Origin of the sequence: Thermophilibacter gallinarum, from assembly GCF_014982725.1 — a bacterium.
Classification (GTDB): domain Bacteria; phylum Actinomycetota; class Coriobacteriia; order Coriobacteriales; family Atopobiaceae; genus Thermophilibacter; species Thermophilibacter gallinarum.
In genome coordinates this window covers 278,232-297,142 of sequence record NZ_JADCJZ010000001.1, presented here as the reverse complement: position 1 = coordinate 297,142, position 18,911 = coordinate 278,232, and the positions used below count along the sequence as shown (strand labels likewise).

The 18,911-nt window shown below is 68.0% G+C and carries 22 protein-coding genes; 11 read left to right on the top strand and 11 right to left on the bottom strand.

Features of this window, described 5'->3' with window-relative positions; genetic code table 11:
• Positions 1-42: 42 nt before the first annotated feature.
• On the top strand, positions 43-1,911 hold the full coding sequence (gene recQ, locus INF26_RS01480) for a DNA helicase RecQ (protein WP_193528962.1): 1,869 nt from the start codon (positions 43-45) through the stop codon (positions 1,909-1,911).
• 243 nt (positions 1,912-2,154) lie between these two features.
• On the opposite strand, the gene thpR is transcribed toward recQ, so the two are convergent.
• The gene (gene thpR, locus INF26_RS01475; protein ID WP_193528961.1) at positions 2,155-2,679 is read right to left on the bottom strand and encodes an RNA 2',3'-cyclic phosphodiesterase; all 525 of its coding nucleotides are present in this window, start codon (positions 2,677-2,679) and stop codon (positions 2,155-2,157) included.
• Between the two features lie 74 nt (positions 2,680-2,753).
• Between thpR and INF26_RS01470 the strand changes: the two genes are divergently transcribed.
• A complete protein-coding gene (locus INF26_RS01470; RefSeq protein WP_193528960.1) occupies positions 2,754-4,082 on the top strand; it encodes a Y-family DNA polymerase in 1,329 nt (442 codons plus the stop codon).
• Complete coding sequence (locus INF26_RS01465) at positions 4,075-4,407, top strand: YolD-like family protein (RefSeq protein WP_193528959.1); 333 nt, start codon at positions 4,075-4,077, stop codon at positions 4,405-4,407. Before INF26_RS01470 ends, INF26_RS01465 begins: the two co-directional genes overlap by 8 nt.
• Here the strand turns inward: INF26_RS01465 and INF26_RS01460 are convergent.
• Positions 4,404-5,879: an aminotransferase class I/II-fold pyridoxal phosphate-dependent enzyme gene (locus INF26_RS01460; RefSeq protein ID WP_269747147.1), complete on the bottom strand. Its 1,476-nt coding sequence runs from the start codon at positions 5,877-5,879 to the stop codon at positions 4,404-4,406. The two genes, INF26_RS01465 and INF26_RS01460, sit on opposite strands and share 4 nt — an antisense overlap.
• Before the next feature lie 185 nt (positions 5,880-6,064).
• A complete protein-coding gene (locus INF26_RS01455) occupies positions 6,065-7,120 on the bottom strand; it encodes a zinc ribbon domain-containing protein (protein ID WP_193528958.1) in 1,056 nt (351 codons plus the stop codon).
• A gap of 155 nt (positions 7,121-7,275) precedes the next feature.
• Between INF26_RS01455 and nth the strand changes: the two genes are divergently transcribed.
• Entirely contained in the window at positions 7,276-7,938 is a 663-nt protein-coding gene (nth, locus tag INF26_RS01450; RefSeq protein ID WP_193528957.1) for an endonuclease III, read from the top strand.
• Between the two features lie 25 nt (positions 7,939-7,963).
• Here the strand turns inward: nth and INF26_RS01445 are convergent, their stop codons facing one another.
• On the bottom strand, positions 7,964-10,477 hold the full coding sequence (locus tag INF26_RS01445) for an excinuclease ABC subunit UvrA (RefSeq protein WP_193528956.1): 2,514 nt from the start codon (positions 10,475-10,477) through the stop codon (positions 7,964-7,966).
• Between the two features lies 1 nt (position 10,478).
• The gene (locus INF26_RS01440; protein ID WP_193528955.1) at positions 10,479-10,898 is read right to left on the bottom strand and encodes a peptide deformylase; all 420 of its coding nucleotides are present in this window, start codon (positions 10,896-10,898) and stop codon (positions 10,479-10,481) included.
• 324 nt (positions 10,899-11,222) lie between these two features.
• Between INF26_RS01440 and INF26_RS01435 the strand changes: the two genes are divergently transcribed.
• Together INF26_RS01435 and INF26_RS01430 are read left to right on the top strand one after the other, a co-directional pair.
• Complete coding sequence (locus INF26_RS01435) at positions 11,223-11,789, top strand: tRNA (cytidine(34)-2'-O)-methyltransferase (protein WP_193528954.1); 567 nt, start codon at positions 11,223-11,225, stop codon at positions 11,787-11,789.
• Positions 11,790-11,795: 6 nt separating this feature from the next.
• On the top strand, positions 11,796-12,236 hold the full coding sequence (locus INF26_RS01430) for an acetyltransferase (RefSeq protein ID WP_193528953.1): 441 nt from the start codon (positions 11,796-11,798) through the stop codon (positions 12,234-12,236).
• A 19-nt stretch (positions 12,237-12,255) separates the two neighbouring features.
• Here INF26_RS01430 and INF26_RS01425 read toward each other — a convergent pair whose 3' ends face one another.
• Positions 12,256-12,834 carry an alpha/beta hydrolase gene (locus tag INF26_RS01425; RefSeq protein ID WP_226371794.1) on the bottom strand — a complete coding sequence of 193 codons (579 nt, stop codon included), beginning with the start codon at positions 12,832-12,834 and terminating at the stop codon, positions 12,256-12,258.
• A gap of 102 nt (positions 12,835-12,936) precedes the next feature.
• Here INF26_RS01425 and INF26_RS01420 point away from each other — a divergent pair, with 102 nt between their 5' ends.
• Positions 12,937-13,137 carry a VOC family protein gene (locus INF26_RS01420; RefSeq protein WP_332307275.1) on the top strand — a complete coding sequence of 67 codons (201 nt, stop codon included), beginning with the start codon at positions 12,937-12,939 and terminating at the stop codon, positions 13,135-13,137.
• Between the two features lie 62 nt (positions 13,138-13,199).
• On the opposite strand, the gene INF26_RS01415 is transcribed toward INF26_RS01420, so the two are convergent.
• Positions 13,200-13,727 carry a PTS sugar transporter subunit IIA gene (locus INF26_RS01415; protein ID WP_193528951.1) on the bottom strand — a complete coding sequence of 176 codons (528 nt, stop codon included), beginning with the start codon at positions 13,725-13,727 and terminating at the stop codon, positions 13,200-13,202.
• Between the two features lie 115 nt (positions 13,728-13,842).
• Between INF26_RS01415 and INF26_RS01410 the strand changes: the two genes are divergently transcribed.
• Together INF26_RS01410 and INF26_RS01405 are read left to right on the top strand one after the other, a co-directional pair.
• Positions 13,843-14,100 (top strand): hypothetical protein, encoded by a 258-nt coding sequence (locus INF26_RS01410; protein ID WP_193528950.1) that lies wholly within the window; start codon positions 13,843-13,845, stop codon positions 14,098-14,100.
• Positions 14,101-14,157: 57 nt separating this feature from the next.
• Positions 14,158-14,628, top strand: coding sequence for a flavodoxin (locus INF26_RS01405; RefSeq protein WP_193528949.1), 471 nt, complete (start codon positions 14,158-14,160; stop codon positions 14,626-14,628).
• An 87-nt stretch (positions 14,629-14,715) separates the two neighbouring features.
• Here the strand turns inward: INF26_RS01405 and INF26_RS01400 are convergent, their stop codons facing one another.
• On the bottom strand, positions 14,716-16,257 hold the full coding sequence (locus INF26_RS01400; RefSeq protein WP_193528948.1) for a helicase HerA-like domain-containing protein: 1,542 nt from the start codon (positions 16,255-16,257) through the stop codon (positions 14,716-14,718).
• A 214-nt stretch (positions 16,258-16,471) separates the two neighbouring features.
• On the opposite strand from INF26_RS01400, the gene INF26_RS01395 reads away from it, so the two are divergent.
• Both INF26_RS01395 and INF26_RS01390 read left to right on the top strand, forming a co-directional pair.
• Positions 16,472-16,759: a hypothetical protein gene (locus tag INF26_RS01395; RefSeq protein WP_193528947.1), complete on the top strand. Its 288-nt coding sequence runs from the start codon at positions 16,472-16,474 to the stop codon at positions 16,757-16,759.
• Between the two features lie 22 nt (positions 16,760-16,781).
• Positions 16,782-17,507, top strand: a complete 726-nt coding sequence (locus INF26_RS01390) for a helix-turn-helix transcriptional regulator (protein WP_193528946.1) — start codon at positions 16,782-16,784, stop codon at positions 17,505-17,507.
• A 38-nt stretch (positions 17,508-17,545) separates the two neighbouring features.
• Here the strand turns inward: INF26_RS01390 and INF26_RS01385 are convergent, their stop codons facing one another.
• From INF26_RS01385 to INF26_RS01375, 3 genes are all read right to left on the bottom strand, one after another.
• Complete coding sequence (locus INF26_RS01385; protein ID WP_193528945.1) at positions 17,546-17,884, bottom strand: type II toxin-antitoxin system RelE/ParE family toxin; 339 nt, start codon at positions 17,882-17,884, stop codon at positions 17,546-17,548.
• A complete protein-coding gene (locus INF26_RS01380; RefSeq protein ID WP_193528944.1) occupies positions 17,884-18,171 on the bottom strand; it encodes a type II toxin-antitoxin system Phd/YefM family antitoxin in 288 nt (95 codons plus the stop codon). Before INF26_RS01380 ends, INF26_RS01385 begins: the two co-directional genes overlap by 1 nt.
• A gap of 71 nt (positions 18,172-18,242) precedes the next feature.
• A complete protein-coding gene (locus INF26_RS01375) occupies positions 18,243-18,869 on the bottom strand; it encodes a sugar O-acetyltransferase (RefSeq protein WP_193528943.1) in 627 nt (208 codons plus the stop codon).
• Between the last annotated feature and the right edge of the window lie 42 nt (positions 18,870-18,911).

Genomic DNA, 18,911 nt, shown 5'->3' with positions numbered 1-18,911 from the left:
AATGGGGAGGCAAGAAGAACCGTCCGCTCGAGGGAGGCGCGCATGCCCACGCCGCTCGACATACTGCACGAGACCTTTGGCTACTCGGAGTTTCGTCCGCACCAGGCGGAGATCGTGGACGCCGCGCTCTCGGGCCGCGACGTGCTGGCCGTCATGCCCACCTCCGCAGGCAAGTCGATCTGCTACCAGGTGCCGGCGCTTGCGCTCGACGGCCTCACGATCGTGGTCTCACCGCTCATCTCGCTCATGGCCGACCAGGTGGGCGCACTACGCCAGATGGGCGTGGCCGCGAGCTACCTCAACTCCACCCTCGCCGCGCCCGAGCGCGCGAGCGTGCTCCACGGCGTCGCCTCCGGCGCGCTGCGCCTGCTCTACGTGGCGCCCGAGCGCCTCGACGACCCCGCCTTCGTGGAGACGGTGACCGCGCGCGGCGTGAGCCTGCTCGCCGTGGACGAGGCACACTGCATCTCGCAGTGGGGCAACGACTTTAGGCCCAGCTACCAGCGAATCATTGACTTCCTGGAGGCCCTTCCCGTGCGGCCGCCGGTGATGGCGCTCACGGCCACCGCCACCCGTGCCGTGCGCAGGGACATCCGCGAGGCGCTGGCCCTGCGCAACCCGCTCGTGGTTCTCGCCAGCTTTGACCGTCCCAACCTCTTCTTCTCCGTGGAGCGCCCACGCGGACGTGCCGAGAAGGACCGTGCGCTCGTGGCCTTCTGCCGCGAGCGGGCCGAGCGCTCGGGCATCGTCTACTGCTCGAGCCGGCGCGCCGTCGAGGAGGTCTGCGAGCTGCTGCGCGACGAGGGGCTGGCCGCCACGCGCTATCACGCGGGGCTCGCGGCCGGCGAGCGCGAGCGCAACCAGGACGACTTCCTCTACGACCGTGCCCGCGTGATGGTGGCGACTAACGCCTTCGGCATGGGCATCGACAAGTCCAACGTGAGCTACGTGGTCCACTACAACCTGCCGCTCAGCCTGGAGAACTACTACCAGGAGGCGGGGCGCGCCGGCCGCGACGGCACGCGCGCCGACTGTCTCCTGCTCTACTCCCCCGGCGACGTCCACACGGCGGAGTTCCTGCTCTCCCGCAGCGAGCCGCGCGAGGGCCTCTCGCCCGAGCAGGTGGCGCTTCTCGCCGAGCGCGACGCCGAGCGCCTGCGCCAGATGGTCTTCTACGCCACCACCACGGAGTGCCTGCGCGCCCACATCCTGCGCTACTTTGGCGAGGAGGCACCCGCGTACTGCGGGGGCTGCGGCAACTGCCTCGCAGACTTCGAGGAGACCGACGTCACCGAGGACGCCCTCAAGGTCGTGAGCTGCGTGGCGCGCATCGCCCAGCGCGGGCGCAGCGCCGGTGCCGGCATGGTCGTGGACGTGCTGCGCGGCTCGCGCGGCGAGAAGGTCCGGCAGCGTGGCTTTGACACGCTCTCCACCTACGGCATCATGGCGGACGCTTCCGCGGCGCACGTGCGCGCCGTAATCGACGAGCTGGTCTTCCGCGACGTGCTCGCGCGCGTGGGCGGCGACTACCCCACTCTAGCGCTCACCGCGAGCTCGGGCGCGTTCCTGCGGCGAGAGGTGCCCTGGGACGAGCCCTTCGTCCTCAAGGTGGCGCGTGGCAAACCCAAGGTCGAGCGCGTGCCCGCGGCACCCGCGAAGGCGCGCGCGGCGAGCGACGTCAGCGAGCTGGACGCCACCGGCCAGGAGCTCTACGTGCGCCTGGCGGCCCTGCGCGGCGAGCTCGCGCGCGAGCAGAACGTCCCGGCATACATCGTCTTCTCCAACGCGTCGCTGGTAGACATGTGTGCCAAGAGGCCGCGCACGCACGATGAGTTCCTCGGCGTCTCCGGCGTGGGCGCCAAGAAGGCCGAGCTCTACGCCGACGCGTTCCTCACCGAGATCAACCGGTGAGACAAAGGGGACAGGTTCATTTGTCTCACAGCCCCTGAAATAAGCTCCGAGGCATTTTTTCTCTGTCGCTGTGTCACTTTTCCCCTCTGGTGTGCGAGCTGTCGCGACCCCTCGCAGATTCACGCGATTATGGGCGGCTCTCAACTGGTCTTTTGCGGACGAGCGAAGGCCCTGGACATGAAGCGACTCCTCCAGGCCACACAGACGGCGGGAAAAGTGACACCAGGCCGTTCAATTTCTGCCTTAGAGTTCCACAGAATGGAGCGACTTATAGCGGGCGCCGTCGGGCTCGAGGATGCTGCGGAAGAGCGTGACGTCGCGCGCCTCGTCGGGTAGCGGGAAGGCGAGGTCTCCCAGCTCTCCGCGGGGCACGCGAGCGCGGCGCGCGAGCGTGACGTGCGGCAGGAAGTCCTTCTCGTCGTACGTCAGGCCGCGCGCCGCGAGCTCCTCGCGCACGCGCCGGGCGAGAAGGTCCAGCTCCTCGGAGCGCCGAATCCCCAGCCAGAGCGTGGCGGCACGGCCGCGGCCGAACGTGCCGAGACCCTCCGCCGCCAGCTCGACCGGGCCCACGCCGGCGCACGCCGCCTCGAGCGCGTCCATCGCGGCGCGTGCCCCCGCCTCGTCCACCTCGCCGAGAAACGCCAGCGTGAGGTGGTGGTCTCCCTCCGCCACGAAGCGCCCTTCGCAGACGGCGGCCAGCTGCCGCGACAGCGCGGCGACCTCGTCCGCGAACGCCTCCGGCAGCTCCAGCGCGACGAACGCCCGCATGGCCCCTCCTCGAATCTGTCCCGCTCCTCGGCTATGATGGTCCCATCATAGAACAAGCGTTTGGAATCGGGGACATGGACCGCGCCTACCTCTGCATAGACCTCAAGTGCTTCTACGCCTCCGTGGAGTGCGTGGACCGCGGGCGCGACCCGTTCGAGCACCGGCTCGTGGTGGCCGACCCCTCGCGCGGCCGCAAGACCATCTGCCTCGCCATCTCCCCGGCCATGAAGGAGCTCGGCGTGCGCAACCGCTGCCGCGTCTTCGAGATCCCTGACGGCATCGACTACGAGATGGCCCGGCCGCGCATGCGGCGCTACATGGAGGTCTCCGCGGACATCTATGCTCGCTACCTGCGGTACTTCTCGCCCGAGGACATCCACGTCTACTCGGTGGACGAGGTGTTCATCGACGTGACGCCCTACCTCGCGCTCTACGGCAAGACGCCGCGCGAGCTGGCCGTGGAGCTCGTCGACATGGTCCGGCGCGAGACGGGCATCTGCGCGACGGCCGGCATCGGGACCAACCTGTTTCTGGCCAAGGTCGCACTGGACGTCACGGCCAAGCACGCGCCCGACAACATCGGGGAGCTGGACGAGGAGCGCTACAAGTGCCTCATCTGGCCCCACCGGCCCATCACGGACATCTGGGGCATCGGCCCCGGGATCGCGCGGCGCCTGGCCCAGATGGGCGCGCATGACATGGGCGGCGTGGCGCTGCTGAGCGAGCAGGCGCTCTACGACGAGTTTGGCGTCAACGCGGAGCTGCTCATCGACCACGCGTGGGGCGTCGAGCCCTGCACGATGGCCCAGATCCACGCCTACCGGCCCAAGGCGCACTCGATGGGCTCGGGGCAGGTCCTCATGCGCGACTACAGCTTCGAGGAGGCGCGCGTGGTCCTGCGCGAGATGGTGGACAACCTCGCGCTCGAGCTCGTGGACAAGGGGCTGGTCTGCGGACACATTGCGCTCTTCGTGGGCTACGCGCACGAGCGGGGCCCGGCGGGCGAGAAGGGCGCGGCTCCGGAGACCTTCACGGGCGAGCACGGCACGCGCGTGGTGGGCCGTCGCGGCGAGGGCGCCAACGCCTCGCGCAAGCTTGCCGAAGCCACGAGCTCGCGCGCCGCGCTCACCGCGGCGTTTCTCGCGCTCTACGCGGAGATCGTGGATCCCAACCGCGCGGTGCGCCGCGTGAACATCGCCGTGGGCGAGCTCGTGCCCGAGGAGTACGTGGAGCTCACGCTCTTCAGCGACCCTGCGGCGGACACGGCCGAGAAGAGCCTCGCGCGCGCCGAGATGGCCGTGAAGCGGCGCTTTGGCAAGAACGCGCTGCTGCGCGGCACCAGCTACCGTCCGGCCGCAACCGGGCGCGAGCGCAACGAGCAGGTGGGAGGGCACCATGAGTAGGGCCGAGGAGCCGCGTCGCCATGCCGAACGCGCGGCGCAGTTCATGCCGTTCGCGGCGCTCACCGGCTACTACGACCTCGTACGGGAACGCGAGCGCGTGAGCGAGCCGCGGCGCGAGCCTTCCGAGGAGGAGGCCGCGCGCATCTCGGCCGAGCTCGCCGCCGTGCGCAAGGGGCAGCTCGTCCGCGTGACGCACTACGAGCGCGACGCCTACGTCACGACCGAGGGCATCGTGACCAGCGTGGATCCCGCGGCGCGCGAGCTCGCGGTCGTACGGCGCAGGATCGCCTTCGACGACGTCTGGCGCGTGGAGCCGCTCGCCTAGCCCTGGCGGTAGTGGGCGAAGAAGTCCGCGAGGTCGGTCATGGCCTCGCGCAGGACGCCCATGCGCGGCAGGTAGACGATGCGGAAGTGGTCGGGCTTGGGCCAGTTGAAGCCGCCGCCGCGCGTGATGAGGATGTGCTTCTCGTGCAGCAGGTCGAGGGCGAACTGCTCGTCGTCGGTGATGTTGAACTTCTTCACGTCGATCTTGGGGAAGATGTAGAACGCGGCCTTGGGCTTCACAGCCGTGATGCCGTCGATGTCGTTGAGGGCCTCGTAGACGAAGTTACGCTGGTCGTAGATGCGGCCGCCGGGCTCCACGTAGCGCTCCACGCTCTGGTAGCCGCCGAGGGCCGTCTGCACGATGGACTGCGCCGGCACGTTGGAGCACAGGCGCATGTTGGAGAGCATGTTGATGCCGTAGATGAAGTCCTTCATGCAGCGCTTGTTGCCCGAGAGGATCATCCAGCCGATGCGGTAGCCGGCGACCATGTGGCTCTTGGAGAGGCCCGAGAACGTAACGCACGGCAGGTCGGGCGCGAGCGAGGCGATGGAAATGTGCTGGTAGCCGTCCATGCACAGGCGGTCGTAGATCTCGTCCGAGAAGATCATGAGCTGGTGGCGACGGGCGATCTCCACGATCTGCTCGAGCACCTCGCGCGGGTAGACGGCGCCGGTGGGGTTGTTGGGGTTGATGATCACGAGAGCCTTGGTGTTGCTCGTGATCTTGGACTCCATGTCCGCGAGGTCGGGGGTCCACTCGGCGTCCTCGTCGCAGAGGTAGTGCACGGGCGTGCCGCCGGCGAGCGTGGCGCAGGCCGTCCACAGCGGGTAGTCCGGCGCGGGGATGAGGATCTCGTCGCCGGTGTTGAGCAGCACGTTCATGCAGAGCTGGATGAGCTCCGAGACGCCGTTGCCTGTGTAGATGTGCTCCATGCTCACGTTGGGCAGGTGCTTGAGCTGGGCGTACTGCATGATGGCCTTGCGGGCGGAGAAGAGGCCTCGCGAGTCGGAGTAGCCCTCGCAGTCGGGCAGCTGCTGACGCATGTCGTGGACGACCTCGTCCGGGGTGCGGAAGCCGAAGGGCGCGGGGTTGCCGATGTTGAGCTTGAGGATGCGCAGGCCCTCGTTCTCCATGCGGGCCGCCTCGTCGGCGACGGGACCGCGGACGTCGTAGAGGACGTTGTCGAGCTTGCTGGACTTCTTGAACTCTCTCATGGTGACGCTCCTGTTCTCGGAGGTGCGGGCGGCGGGCTTCTGGGAGGCGGTCTCAGGCCGCGCGGAAGCTCGCGCGCCCTCCCCCGTGGCCAGCCAGGCCCCGTCGACGTCGAGAAGCGCAGCGAGCAGGGCGACCACGTTCGCGCGCGGAACGACCTTGCCGCTCACGTACTGGCTGACCTGGCTCTTCCCGAGCTTCTCGCCGCGCGCCGACGCCCCGTGGACGAGGTCGGCCTGCTTGAGGCCCCTCTCTGCCATGGCCTGTCGGAGCCGGTCCGCGAAGGTCTCGTTGGTCACTGCGCCTCCCGAAGTTCAATTTCAGACGTTAAATTGAACTCGACGGCTCGTGAGTTCAATTTCAGTCACTGTAGCACATCATCAAATTGAACTCTAGGCAGAGCACGCGACCGGCTCATCCTTCTCGCGCCCGCGAGCGTGAGACGTCACTCGAAGTAGAGGCTGATGCTGACCTCGGTGTCGCCCGAGCTGTACCGGGTGAGGTCGAGATGGGCACCGCCGTCATAGTAGACGTACAGGGAGTCGTACGTCGCGTCCGCGTAGACGCTCGTGCGGCACTCGTCCTCGGAGACGCCCTGCAGGGCGCAGAACTCGTCCACGAGCTCGGAGGACGTGCCGGTGACGGAGTCGACGTCGCCGGTCGACGAGAGCGCCTCGGCCATCTCCGCAAGGACGGCGGGGAAGTCCTCGACCTCGGCGTCCGTCTCGAAGACAAACGCCGCCGAGACGAGCTCGGTGTCCTCCGGAAGGTCTGCGAGGGAGTTGACGCAGTCGGCCGCGTAGCCGTCCTCGTCCCAGTCGAAGGCGAAGTCGTCGGATTCGAGGTAGAGCGTGAGCATGACCTCGTCGTCCGACCCCGCGACGGGGAACGCCTTGTCCACCTCGCCGGAGAGGCTCAGGTAGAGTGAGTCTGAGGTGCCCCCGTAGGAGAAGGCGGTCGACCCGTCGATCGAGAGGCCGTGCTCCTTGAGGGAGGCCTCGACGCTCGCGAGGTCCTGGCCGTAGAGCCCCTCGTCGAAGACGGTGCCGACGACGCTTCCGGCGGGCTCTGCGTCGGACTCGGCGCCGGGAGCGGAATCGTCAGGGACGTCCTGCGCGACGTCGCCCTGCACCGGACCGGCCAGCCCGACCGAGAGCTTCTCGCCGGAAGAGGGCGACCCGCCCAGGAACAGGAAGGCCGCCGCCGCGACGGCCACGAGCGCGACGACCCCGATGACGATGCCGACCACCGCGCCCGTGCCAAGCCCCTTGGAGCCCTTGCCGCCGTCCTGGACGGGGCCCTGCCCCGAGCCGTCGGGCCACTCCTGGGGAGGCATCCCGGGTGCCGGGGGCCCGACCTTCTCGGGCGCCGCGCTCGGCTGCGGCTCGGGCGACGCACTCGGCCGCGGCTCGTTCGGTTGGTCCGTCACCAGACGCGTCCCGCACTCAGTGCAGAACTTGGCGCCGTCCGCGTTTCTCGTGCCGCACTCGGGACAGAACATGGCAGCTCCCCTCGGTCGCCCTTCTCGCCGGAGCGTGCGCCGGCTCAGCTCCTGACGCTACCACACGCCTCGCGTCGCCGCTGCTCGATGCGGCCTTTTCTCCCCCGACCGGTCGCCCTATCATCGTCAGGGGACACCGAGCCGAGGGGGCAAGCATGCCAAGAGAGACCAAGCAGGCCAAGATCGACCGCGCCGTCGAGGTGTGCCGACGCCTTGACGAGAAGTACGGCCCGGTCGAGTGCTTCCTCGACCACGCGAACCCGTTTCGCCTGACGATCGCGGTCCTGCTCTCGGCACAGACCACGGACGCGCAGGTCAACAAGGTGACGCCCGCGCTCTTCGAGCGCTTCCCCACGCCGGAGGCCATGGCCGCCGCCTCGCCCGAGGAGGTCGCCGAGCACATCCACAGCCTGGGGTTCTACAAGTCCAAGGCCAGGCACTGCGTCGAGTGCGCGCAGATGATCGTCTCGGAGTTCGGCGGCGAGGTGCCGCACACGATGGAGGAGCTCACACGCCTGCCCGGCGTGGGGCGCAAGACGGCCAACATCGTGATGAACGTGGGCTTTGGCATCGTGGAGGGCATCGCGGTGGACACGCACGTCAACCGCATCGCGCACCGGCTCGCGCTCTCGCCCAAGAAGCACGAGAAGGAGCCGCTCAAGACCGAGCAGGACCTGCTACGCCTTTTGCCGCGCGAGCTCTGGGGTCCGGTGAACCACCAGTGGATCAAGCACGGTCGCGACACGTGCGTGGCGCGCGGCCCCAAGTGCGACGGCTGCGTCCTCGAGGACATCTGCCCCAGCGCCCACCGCTGCTGAGACAAAGGGGACAGGTTCATTTGTCTCACAGATAGCGGCCGGTGATGCTGTCGGGGCAGGCGGCGACCTCCTCGGGCGTGCCGGCACAGACGATGCGGCCGCCCTCCTCGCCGCCGCCGGGGCCCATGTCGATCACGTAGTCCGCGTTGCGGATGACGTCGAGGTCATGCTCGATCACGATGACGGTGGCGCCCGCCTCCACGAGTCGCTGGAACACCGCGAGCAGCGTCTGAACGTCGAGCGGGTGCAGGCCGATCGTGGGCTCGTCGAAGACGAAGACGGCGTCGTCCTGTGCGCGACCCATCTCGCTCGCGAGCTTGAGGCGCTGGGCCTCGCCGCCCGAGAGCGCCGGTGTGGCCTCGCCGAGCGTGAGGTACCCCAGCCCCAGGTCGTGCAGCACCTGCAGTCGCGCGGCAACGCGCCGCAGGTCAGAGCATGCGTCGAGCGCCTCATCCACGGAGAGCGCCATGAGCTGCGGGAGCGTGAGGCCCGTGTCCGCCGGCTCGCCCTTGCGAGGGCGGTGCACGGCGTCCGCCGCCGGGGCGTAGCGCGAGCCGCGGCAGTCCGGGCAGGGGATGTCCACGTCCGGAAGGAACTGCACGTCGAGCGATATCTCCCCCGTGCCGTCGCAGGTGGGGCAGCGCAGGCGCCCGGTGTTGTACGAGAAGTCCCCGGCCTTGTAGCCGGCGGCACGCGCCTCGTCGGTGCGGGCGTAGGCGCGCCGCAGCTCGTCGTGGACGCCCGCGTAGGTGGCCACGGTGGAGCGCACGTTGATGCCGATCGGCGTGGCGTCGATGAGGTTCGCGCGCCGCACGCCCTCGGCGTCCACCCAGCGCACGTGCGCGGGCAGCGCCTCCCCCGCCGCCGCGGCAGCAAGCGCCGGCACCAGCGTCTCCAGCACGAGCGTCGTCTTGCCCGAGCCCGAGACGCCCGTCACCACCACGAGCCGCCCGCGCGGCACCTCAACGTGGAGCGGACGCACCGTGTGCAGCGCCTCGGTCTCCATCGAGATGGTGCCCAGGTCGAACATCTCCTCGGCGCCCGCGCGCGGCCGCGAAAGCACGTCCTTCTCGCCCGTGAGGAAGCCGCCGACGCGCGAGGCCGGGTCGGCGGCCACCTCGGCGACGCTTCCCTGGCAGATTACGCGCCCGCCGTCCGCGCCCGCGCCGGGGCCCAGCTCGATGAGGTGGTCCGCCTCGACGAGGATGCGCGCGTCGTGGTCGACCATCACGACGGAGTTGCCGTCGGCCAGGAGGTCGCGCATGACGCCGAGAAGGCCGTCCACGTTGGCGGGGTGCAATCCGATGGACGGCTCGTCGAGCACGTAGAGCACGCCCGTCGTACGGTTGCGCACGGCACGGGCCAGCTGCACGCGCTGGCGCTCGCCCGTGGAGAGCGTGGCCGCCGCGCGGTCGAGCGAGAGATAGCTGAGCCCCAGGTCCAGCAGGCGCCGAGCCGTGTGCTGGAAGGACTCGCAGATGCTCTCCGCCATGGGCCGAACGTCGTCCGGCAGGCCCGCGGACACCGCGGCGACCCACGTCACCAGCTCGCCGAGCGTCATGGCCGTGGCGTCGGCAAGGCCGATCCCCGCCACGCGCGGGGCGCGCGCCGCCTCGGAGAGCCGGGTGCCGCCGCAGTCGGGGCAGGGCCCCTCCGTGAGGAAGCGACTCACGCGCTTCAGCCCTTTCTCGTCCTTGACCTTGGCGAGCGCGTTCTCCACGGTGTAGACCGCGTTGAAGTAGGTGAAGTCCAGCTCGGCGAAGTCGTCGCCCTTCTTGGGGTGATAGAGGATGTGCTTCTTGACGGCGGGGCCATGGAAGACGATGTCGCGCTCCTCGGGCGTGAGCTCGCAAAACGGCACGTTGGTACGCACGCCCATGGCGCCGCAGACCTGCTTCATGAGGTCCCACATGAGGCTACCCCAGGGCAGCACCGCGCCGTCGTCGATGGAGATGGACTCGTCCGGCACGAGCGAGGCTTCGTTGACCGTGCGCACGACGCCCGTGCCCTCGCAGGTGGGGCATGCGCCGGTGCTGTTGAACGCAAGGTCCTCGGCGCCGGGACCAAAGAACTTCTCGCCGCAGGCGGAGCAGGTGATGGGCTGGTCCGTCGCCACCGCCATCGAGGGCGGGGCGTAGGCGCCGCAGTGCGGGCAGCGGTGGCTGGCAACGCGCGAGAAGAGCAGGCGCAGGCTGTTGAGCAGCTCGGACATGGTGCCGAAGGTGCTGCGCACGCCCGGCACCGCCGGACGCTGGTGGAGCGCCAGCGCAGCCGGCACGTAGCGGACGTCGTCCACAGCGGCATGGCTCGCCTGCGTCATGCGGCGGCGTGTGTAGGTGGAGAGCGACTCCAGGTAGCGACGGCTGCCCTCGGCGTAGAGCACGCCGAGCGCGAGCGAGCTCTTTCCGGAGCCGGAGACCCCGGCCACGCCGACGAGCTCGTTCAGCGGGATGTCGACGTCGACACCCTTGAGGTTGTGCACGCGAGCGCCGCGCACCTCGATGTGGTCGGGCGCCGGCACGCCGTCGCGCGCGGTCATGCTAGACCAGCTTGCCCTTGCAGTGGTCGACCATGTGCTGGATCATCTGCGCCGTCCAGCCCATGTAGTCGCGGCGACGGGCCTTGAGCTCACCGTCGACGAGCTCGTCGAAGGAGACCTTGATCTTGGCGAAGCGCGTCACGCGCACCGGCTCCTCGTGGGTGAGGCAGCTCTCCTCGACCTTGGCGCCACCGAGGGCCATGAGGATCTTGGGGTTGTACATGACGTGGACGCCGCCCTTGTCGTCCTGGTAGGCGATGACGGCCTTGGTCACGCCGATCTGGTTGGCGGCGAGGCACACGGCGTCGTCGATGGAAGCGAGGGTGTCGACGAGGTCCTGCGCCAGGCCGGCATCCTCGGCGGTGGCGGGCTCGCAGGGGGTGGAGAGGACGGCCTCGTCGTGGACCAGTTCCTTGATCATGGGGTTCCCTTCGGGTCGAACATGCGGTACCCGACCAGTATAACCGCCCCCAACGACTGCAAAACAGGCGCTCGTGATGAATGGCGTCGCTTTCCCGTGCAAAACGGGCGCTCGTGATGAAGGAATTGGGGCCCGTTTGAACGTCTGACAAGACGCGCGCGACGTTTTCCCTGTTGGCTCAGGCCCACAGGGTGGCCTCGTGCCGAAAGATGCTCGCAATCCTTCATCACGAGCGCCCGTTTTGCAGACCAGACGCCCCGCTTTCATCACGAGCGACACTTCTGCACAATATGAGGCGCGATCATCGTCGGCAAGGGGGGCTGCGTGTTCAACGTCGTGCTGGTGGCGCCGGAGATTCCGGCCAACACCGGGAACATAGGGCGCACCTGCGTGGTCACGGGCTCGCGCCTGCACCTCGTGGGGCCGCTCGGCTTCTCGCTGGACGAGAAGAGCCTGCATCGCGCGGGGCTCGGCTACTGGGAGAGCCTAGACGTCACGGTCCACGAGAGCTGGGGCGCGTTCCTCGAGGCGGCAGGCCCCGAGACCCGCCTGCACCTCCTCACCAAGAAGGCGCGGCGCACCTATGCCGAGGCGCGCTACGTCGACGGCGACTACCTCGTCTTTGGCTGCGAGAGCGCGGGGCTTCCGGAGGAGCTGCTCGCCGCGCGCGCCGACCTCTGCGAGCGCATCCCCATGCTGCCGGATGCCGCCTCGCTCGAAAACGCCTCGACCTGGGGCTCGTCAAGCAGCCATGACGCCCTCCTGGCCCAGGACGTCTGCGGCAACTTCGTGAACCCGGAGGACTACCGCATCAGCGCGCTCAACCTCTCCAACGCCGCGGCCATCGTGCTCTACGAGGCGCTTCGCCAGACCGGCTTCAAGGGAATGTGAGATCTCATGACAGACCTGACCGTTGTTTCCGACCGCACCCCGGAGCTCGTCGAGCGACTCGTGGGCGTATGGGAGCGCTCCGTGCGCGCCACCCACACCTTCCTGTCCGAGGCGGAGATCGCCAAGATCAAGCCCTTCGTCCCGCAGGCGATCGCGGGTGTGGAGACGCTCGTCGTGGCCGAGAAGGACGACGAGCCCCTGGGCTTCATGGGCGTGCAGGACGGTCGGCTCGAGATGCTCTTCCTCGACCCGGATGCCCGCGGGCAGGGCCTCGGTCGCCGGCTCCTCGAGCGCGGCATCGAGCGGCTCGACGTGAGAGAGCTCACCGTCAACGAGCAGAACCCGCAGGCCGTGGGCTTCTACGAGCACCTGGGCTTCAAGACGTACCGTCGCACCGAGCTCGACGAGGAGGGCCGCCCCTACCCGCTGCTCTACATGCGTCTGTAAATCGGGGACAGTCCCCAATCTACAGAACGGCGTCGTCGAGGGCGGCAAGCCCTGCGGCAAGGCGCTCGGTCACGTGCTGCATGTGATTACCGGGACCAAGCGTCACGTCCACCGTGCAGCCGCGGCCGCGCAAGATGTCCGCGCAGGCAGCGAGGTCCTCCTCCACATGGCGAAACGGCAGGCCGGCGCGCTTCTCCTTCTTCCCCACCGAGAAGTACGCGTAGCGCCCGGCGCAGTCCGGCGCGTTTTCGCGGAGCCAGTCGACCCAGCCTTCGTACCAGACCGACCCCGAGAGGCACGCGCAGGCCGCAAGGCGCGGCTCCCGCACGAACGCGTAGAGCGCGAAGAGCCCGCCGAGCGAGTAGCCACAGACGGCATGGGGCCCGGGCGCCTGGTCGAGCGCATCGGCGAGCAAGGCGAGCGTTCCGTCCGCGCGCCCGCCGAAGTCCTTCTCGCCCGGGCGAAGCGCGGGGGCGGGCCACGGCGTGAGCGCATCGCCCCACTCAGCGACCGGTACGCTCACCACGCGCGAGCGAAGCCCCTCCGCAGCTGCCGCCACGTCGAGGGGGTGCTCCGGCGAATCAATGACGTAGATCATGTGACCTCCCTCGTAGATTCTCGCACGAACGCACGCGAAGCGACCCGGACCGTCCGCCGAGGTCCGGAAATGAACCGGCGGGCGCCTTCGCACAAGGAGGGCGTGACGCCCGCGCCGAGCCACTATGCCTGGCTCGCCAAGACCACGGACGACGTGAAGGCCTTCTACGACGCCGCGCTCCAGGGCGGCACGGACAACGGCGCGCCCGGCCCGCGCGACTACGAGCCCGGCTACTACGCCTGCTTCGTGCTGGACCCCGAGGGCAACAACATCGAGGCCGTGCTCCACGGCTACGAGGGGTAGGCACAAGAAAGGGGCGGCGACCAGACGGCCGCCGCCCCGCTCAGAGCGATGCGCGAGAAGAACTAGAACGTCACCTTGAGGACGGGCGCGCCGGCCTCGACCTTCTCGCTGTAACCAGCCGTGAGCTCGACATCCGCCAGCTCGTCGGAGTTGGAGATGGCGAGAACCACGCAGTCCTGGTAGCCTGCCTCGGAGATGACCTTGCGGTCCATCTTGATGAGCGGCTGGCCCGCCACCACGCGGTCGCCCTCGGACACGAAGGTGGTGAAGCCCTTGCCCTTGAGGTTGACGGTGTTCACGCCCACGTGGACGAGCACCTCGGCGCCGCCGTCGGACTTGATGCTCACGGCGTGGCTCATCGCGCTGGCGACCCAGCCGCTCGCCGGCGCGTACACGACGTCGCCGTCCGGCCAGAGCGCGCAGCCCTTGCCCAGGACCTCGGTGCTGAAGACCTTGTCGGGGACGTCGGTCATGCGGATGACGCGACCGGAGACCGGGGCGTAGCCGATGCCCGGCTGGGCATCGATCTGGAGGCTCTCGGGGGCCTCGACCGGGGCGTCCTTCTTGGTGAACTTGTCAAAGATTGCCATTGCGCGTGGCTCCTCTCGTTCCGTTCCGATCTTTGTCCGCGCCGATTGTATAATACTGGAATCGTTCTCATCTTGTTGTGGTAGGATGACGCCACGCGACCATCGGAGGTTCTCCATGGATATTCTATCCATCGTGCTTGGCGTGATTGCCCTCGTCACCGCGTTTACGCCGTTCATCTGGCTGCAGGTCGTCGGGGGCTGCGTGGGCATCGCCGGAATCGTGCTGGCGCGCCGCGCGAAGCGGGCGGACTACCGCAAGAGCCTCACCACCGCGATCGGCATGCTCTGCTCCGTCACGGGAGCGCTCCTGTGCTTCGTGGCGCCGGTTCTCTCGCTGTTCAGCAACGTCGCGTTGTTCTTCATGACTCGGTAGCGCTCTTTTGGGTATCCTAATTGGTGACGCTACGTCACCAATTGGAAGGAGCCCGTCATGAGCACGCTCGTCGCCTACTTCTCCGCAACCGGAACCACCGCACGCGCCGCCAGGGCCCTCGCCGAGGCCGTGGGCGCGGACCTCTTCGAGATCGCCCCCGAGCAGCCCTACTCCCCTGCCGACCTCAACTGGAACGACAAGGACAGCCGCAGCTCGCGTGAGATGTCGGACGAGACGTGCCGTCCGGCCGTCGCGGGAGACGCGCCCGACATGAGCCGCTACGACACCGTGTTTCTCGGCTTCCCGATCTGGTGGTACGTGGAGCCGCGCATCGTCGACACCTTCCTGGAGGCGCACGACTTCGCCGGCAAGACCGTCGTCCCGTTTGCCACGAGCGGCGGCTCCGGCCTGGGCCGCGCGCCGCAGCGCATGGCCACGCTTGCGCCGGGCGCCACGGTCACGGAGGGTCGCCTGCTCAACGGCCGCTTGGACGCGGACGACCTGCGCGCCTGGGCACGCAGCCTGTAGCCCACCGCAGACGCCGATGACGAGAAAAGCCCGCCGGGGCCGAGCGGCCTCGACGGGCTTGTTTCGGGCAGGCGCACACGCCCGCGACTAACGGCGACGACCACCGAAGAGGTTGCGGGTGATCTGACGCGTGGCCTCGCGGCCGAAGGTGTTGAAGATCGTGCCGGCGACCTTGCCGATGCCCTTGATGAACTGGTCCTGCTGCTTCTGGCGAGCCTTCTCGGCGGCCTTCTCGGCCCTGGCCTCGGCCTTGGCCTTCTCCTTCTCGAGCTTGGCCTTCTCCTTCTCCAGCTCCGCACGCTCCTCCTCGAGCTTCTTGGCCTCCTCGTCCTGCTTGGCGACCTCGTCCAGCTGCTCGAAGGCGCTCTCGCGGTCCACGGCCTCGCCGTACTTCTTCATGAGGTCGGCCTGGGCGTCGAGCGCGGCCTTGAGGTCGGACTCGGGCGCCGCGGCCATGAGGCACTGCGGCGGCAGGATCTTGGCGCGCTCCACGATCTCGGGCTGGCCGTCGTCGTTGAGGAACGAGACGAGCGCCTCACCGGTGCCGAGCTCCAGGATCGCGTCCTCGCTCTTGAACGCCGGGTTCTCGCGGAACGACTGCGCGGCGGCGCGCACGGCCTTCTGCTCGGCCGGCGTGTAGGCGCGCAGGCCGTGCTGCACGCGGTTGGAGAGCTGGGCGAGCACCTCGTCGGGGATGTCGCTCGGGCTCTGGGTGATGAAGTAGACGCCCACGCCCTTGGAGCGGATGAGCTTGACCACCTGGACGATCTTGTCCAGGAGCTCGCTCGGCATGTCGTTGAAGAGCAGGTGCGCCTCGTCGAAGAAGAAGACGAACTTGGGCTTCTCGAGGTCGCCCTCCTCCGGCAGCGTGTCAAAGAGCTCCGAGAGCATCCACAGCAGGAACATCGCGTAGATCTGCGGGCTCTGGATGAGCTTGGCGGCGTTGAGGACGTTCACGTAGCCGTGGCCGTTGGAGTCACGCGCGAACCACTCGGAGAGGTCGAGGTCCGGCTCGCCGAAGAAGACGTCGCCGCCCTGGTCCTCGACGGAGATGAGCTGGCGCAGGATCGCGCCCACGGACTGGCTGGAGACCTTGCCGTAGGTGGTCTCGTACTCCTTGGCGTTCTCGGCCACGTAGTTGAGCATCGAGCGCAGGTCCTTGAGGTCAATGAGCAGGAGGTTCTTGTCGTCCGCGATGCGGAAGACGATGTCGAGCACGCCCTCCTGGACCTCGGTGAGCTCGAGCAGGCGCGAAAGCAGCGTGGGGCCCATGTCGGAGACCGTGATGCGCACCGGGATGCCCTGGCCGCCGAGCATGTCCCAGAAGCGGCACGGGCAGCCCTCGTAGGTGAAGCCCTCGAGGCCGAACTTCTTGATGCGCTTCTGCATGTCCTCCGTGTCTTCGCCGGGGGAGCACATGCCGGTGATGTCGCCCTTGACGTCGGCCATGAAGACGGGGACGCCCGCCTTGGAGAAGCCCTCGGCCATGACCTTGAGCGTCACGGTCTTGCCCGTGCCGGACGCGCCGGCGATGAGGCCGTGACGGTTGGCCTGGTCGAGCAGCAGGCTGACGGGCTTGTTGTCGGGCTCGGCACCCACGCCCATCCAGATGGCGTTGTCCTTGAACATGAGTCCCCCTTGCGTAAGGTTTGGAAAGCTGAATATCCGCAGCTAAGAATACCAGCCGAGAAGGACCTTCTCGCTGAACCTCAACAAGCGATTGACAACTTTGTCAGATGACGGAATCGGCTTGGCGCAATTGACTTGGCGCTGGTCAGCCCAACCCTTGAAAACCGGTTGAATCTCGGGTCAAATGGAAGGGACCACGAGGGGGGTGAGCGCCATGACGCTGCACGATGACACAACCGCGGAGGGCGCGCCTTTCGCTACCAAAACGCTCATGCCCCTCATGAACACGCCGTTCGCCCCCGGCACGCATCTGCAGGCCATCGAGGCCATGACGCCGGGCGCCCAGTGCGACATCGCCCAGGCCGAGTACCTCTACTTCAGCGGTCAGCCCGAACGGGCGCGCGGCCGCAGCGCCCTACCTCGACTCTCAGGATGTCACCGCCCGGCTTTCCGCCTGCCTGATCTGCGCCTACTCAAACCTGCATCTCGGACAGGCACATGAGGCCAAGGCCCTGCTGGACCAGATGAACGCCATCCTCAGCAAGGCAAGCGAGCGCTCGCCGCAGCTCGGCGTCGCGTCCGCCTTCGCCTCCGCGACCGCCGCCGTCCTGCTCCACCCGCCGCTCCCCCAGGAGCTTCCCGACACCGATGAGCTTCTGCCGCTTCTGCCCCAGGGCCTGCGCACCTTTGCGCTCTATGTGCAGGCGCATCTGCTCTACCTCAAGGGAGAGTACGCGATCAGCGCCGGCATCGTAGAGGCGACGCTGCTCATGGGCGCCACAGCCTACCCCATTCCGGCCATCTACCTGCACCTCGTCGCCGTCATGGACTACATGAGCCTGAAGGACGTCGAGAAGGCGCGCGAGCACCTCCTCGCCGCATGGGAGCTCGCCCGCCCGGACGACCTCATCGAGGCCTTCGGCGAGCACCACGGGCTTCTCGGCGGCATGCTGGAGTCGGTCATCAAGCCCGAGTGGCCGGACGACTTCAAGCGCATCATCGACATCACCTACCGCTTCTCCGCCGGATGGCGCCGCGTTCACAACCCCGTCACCGGCAACGAGGTTGCAGACGACCTCACCACCACCGAATTCAGCACGGCGATGCTCGCCGCGCGCGGCTGGACCAACCAGGAGATCGCCGACCACCTGAGCGTCTCGGTCAACACGGTGAAGCGCCACCTCGCGCACGCCATGGGCAAGCTCGGCGTGACGAACCGCAAGGAGCTGCAGCGCTACATGCTTCGCTAGCGAGAAGAGCGTCGGGGCGGTGTTTGCAATCGGGCCCCCTATGCCTCGTCTTTGGGCAGCAGCCGCTCGTAATCTCGGCTCTTGTAGAAGAAGCCGACCACGATAATCCTTCTGAGCTCGTCGTCCACCCGATAGAAAACGAGGTACTCCCCCACCACGAGCATGCGGTAGCCGCGCTGCGCGAGAGCGGGGCTGCCGGGAACGACACCAAGCTTCGGGAACGACGACAGAAACGTCATCGCCCGCTCGAATCGGTCGAGAAGGCGCAGCGCGGGGCCACTGCTGCCCGATACGTCCCTCAGGTAGAGAACTATGTCTCGCAGCTGGTCCTCTGCCGTTTGCGCACGCAGAACCTCATAGGGTTCCTCGACGGACATCAGGCGACTCGCTCGTCGTCGGATCCGGCGAGCTCGGCGCGGAGGGCGTCGAGCGTCTGGCTCATGGGGGCGATGCGCCCCTCCTCCACGTCACGCTCCGCAGCGGCGAGAGACGCGAGCAGCTCGCGCTCCGCCATGAGAGCGTTGTACTCCTCTATACCCATGAGTACGGTGTCACCGCGACCGTTGACCGTGATTATGGTCGGACGACGCTCGCTTCTGCAGGTTCGGGAAATCTCGGCGTAGTGGTTGCGTAGGTCGGAGGACGGCCTGATGTCGGGTGCCATGCTGACTCCTCTCTCACAAGGTAGTCAAATCATATCATGATTATGATATGTCTCGGACATGGCCAGGGCATTTACTCGCCGAGCCAGCGCTCCTCGACGGGCTTGTCATGGTCGTAGAAGCGCTGGTCCCGCTCGTCGATCTCGCGCAGCACGCGACACGGGTTGCCCGCGGCCACCACGCCGGCAGGCACGTCTCGCGTGACCACGCTGCCCGCGCCTACAACCGAACCCTCGCCCACCGTCACGCCCGCCAGCACCACGCACCCGGCGCCGAGCCAAGCGCCCCGGCAGATGCGGACGGGCTTGTTGTACTGAAGGCCCTTCGCGCGCAGGCGCGGCGAGACGGGATGGGACGCTGTGCAGATGGTGACGTTGGGGCCGATCATGACGTCGTCCTCTATGAAGATGTCCGCGTCGTCCACCAGCGTGAGGCCCATGTTGGCGTAGACGTTATTGCCCAGGTGCAGGTTCGCGCCGCCCCAGTTGGCGTGAAACGGAGGCTCGATCATGCAGCCCTCGCCCGCCTCGGCGACGAGCTGGCGCAGCAGCGCATCGCGCTCCTCCGAGCTGCTGAACGGCAGCGCGTTGTAGGCGTCCAGCACGTCGCGGCAGCGCTCCTGCTCGGCGAAGAGCTCCGGGCTGTTGCAGGCGTAGAGCCGGCCGTCGGCCATGCGCTGCCGAACTTCCGTAAGGTCCATCGAGCCTCCGCCCTTCTCGCCAGACAAACGGGCGCCCCGCGG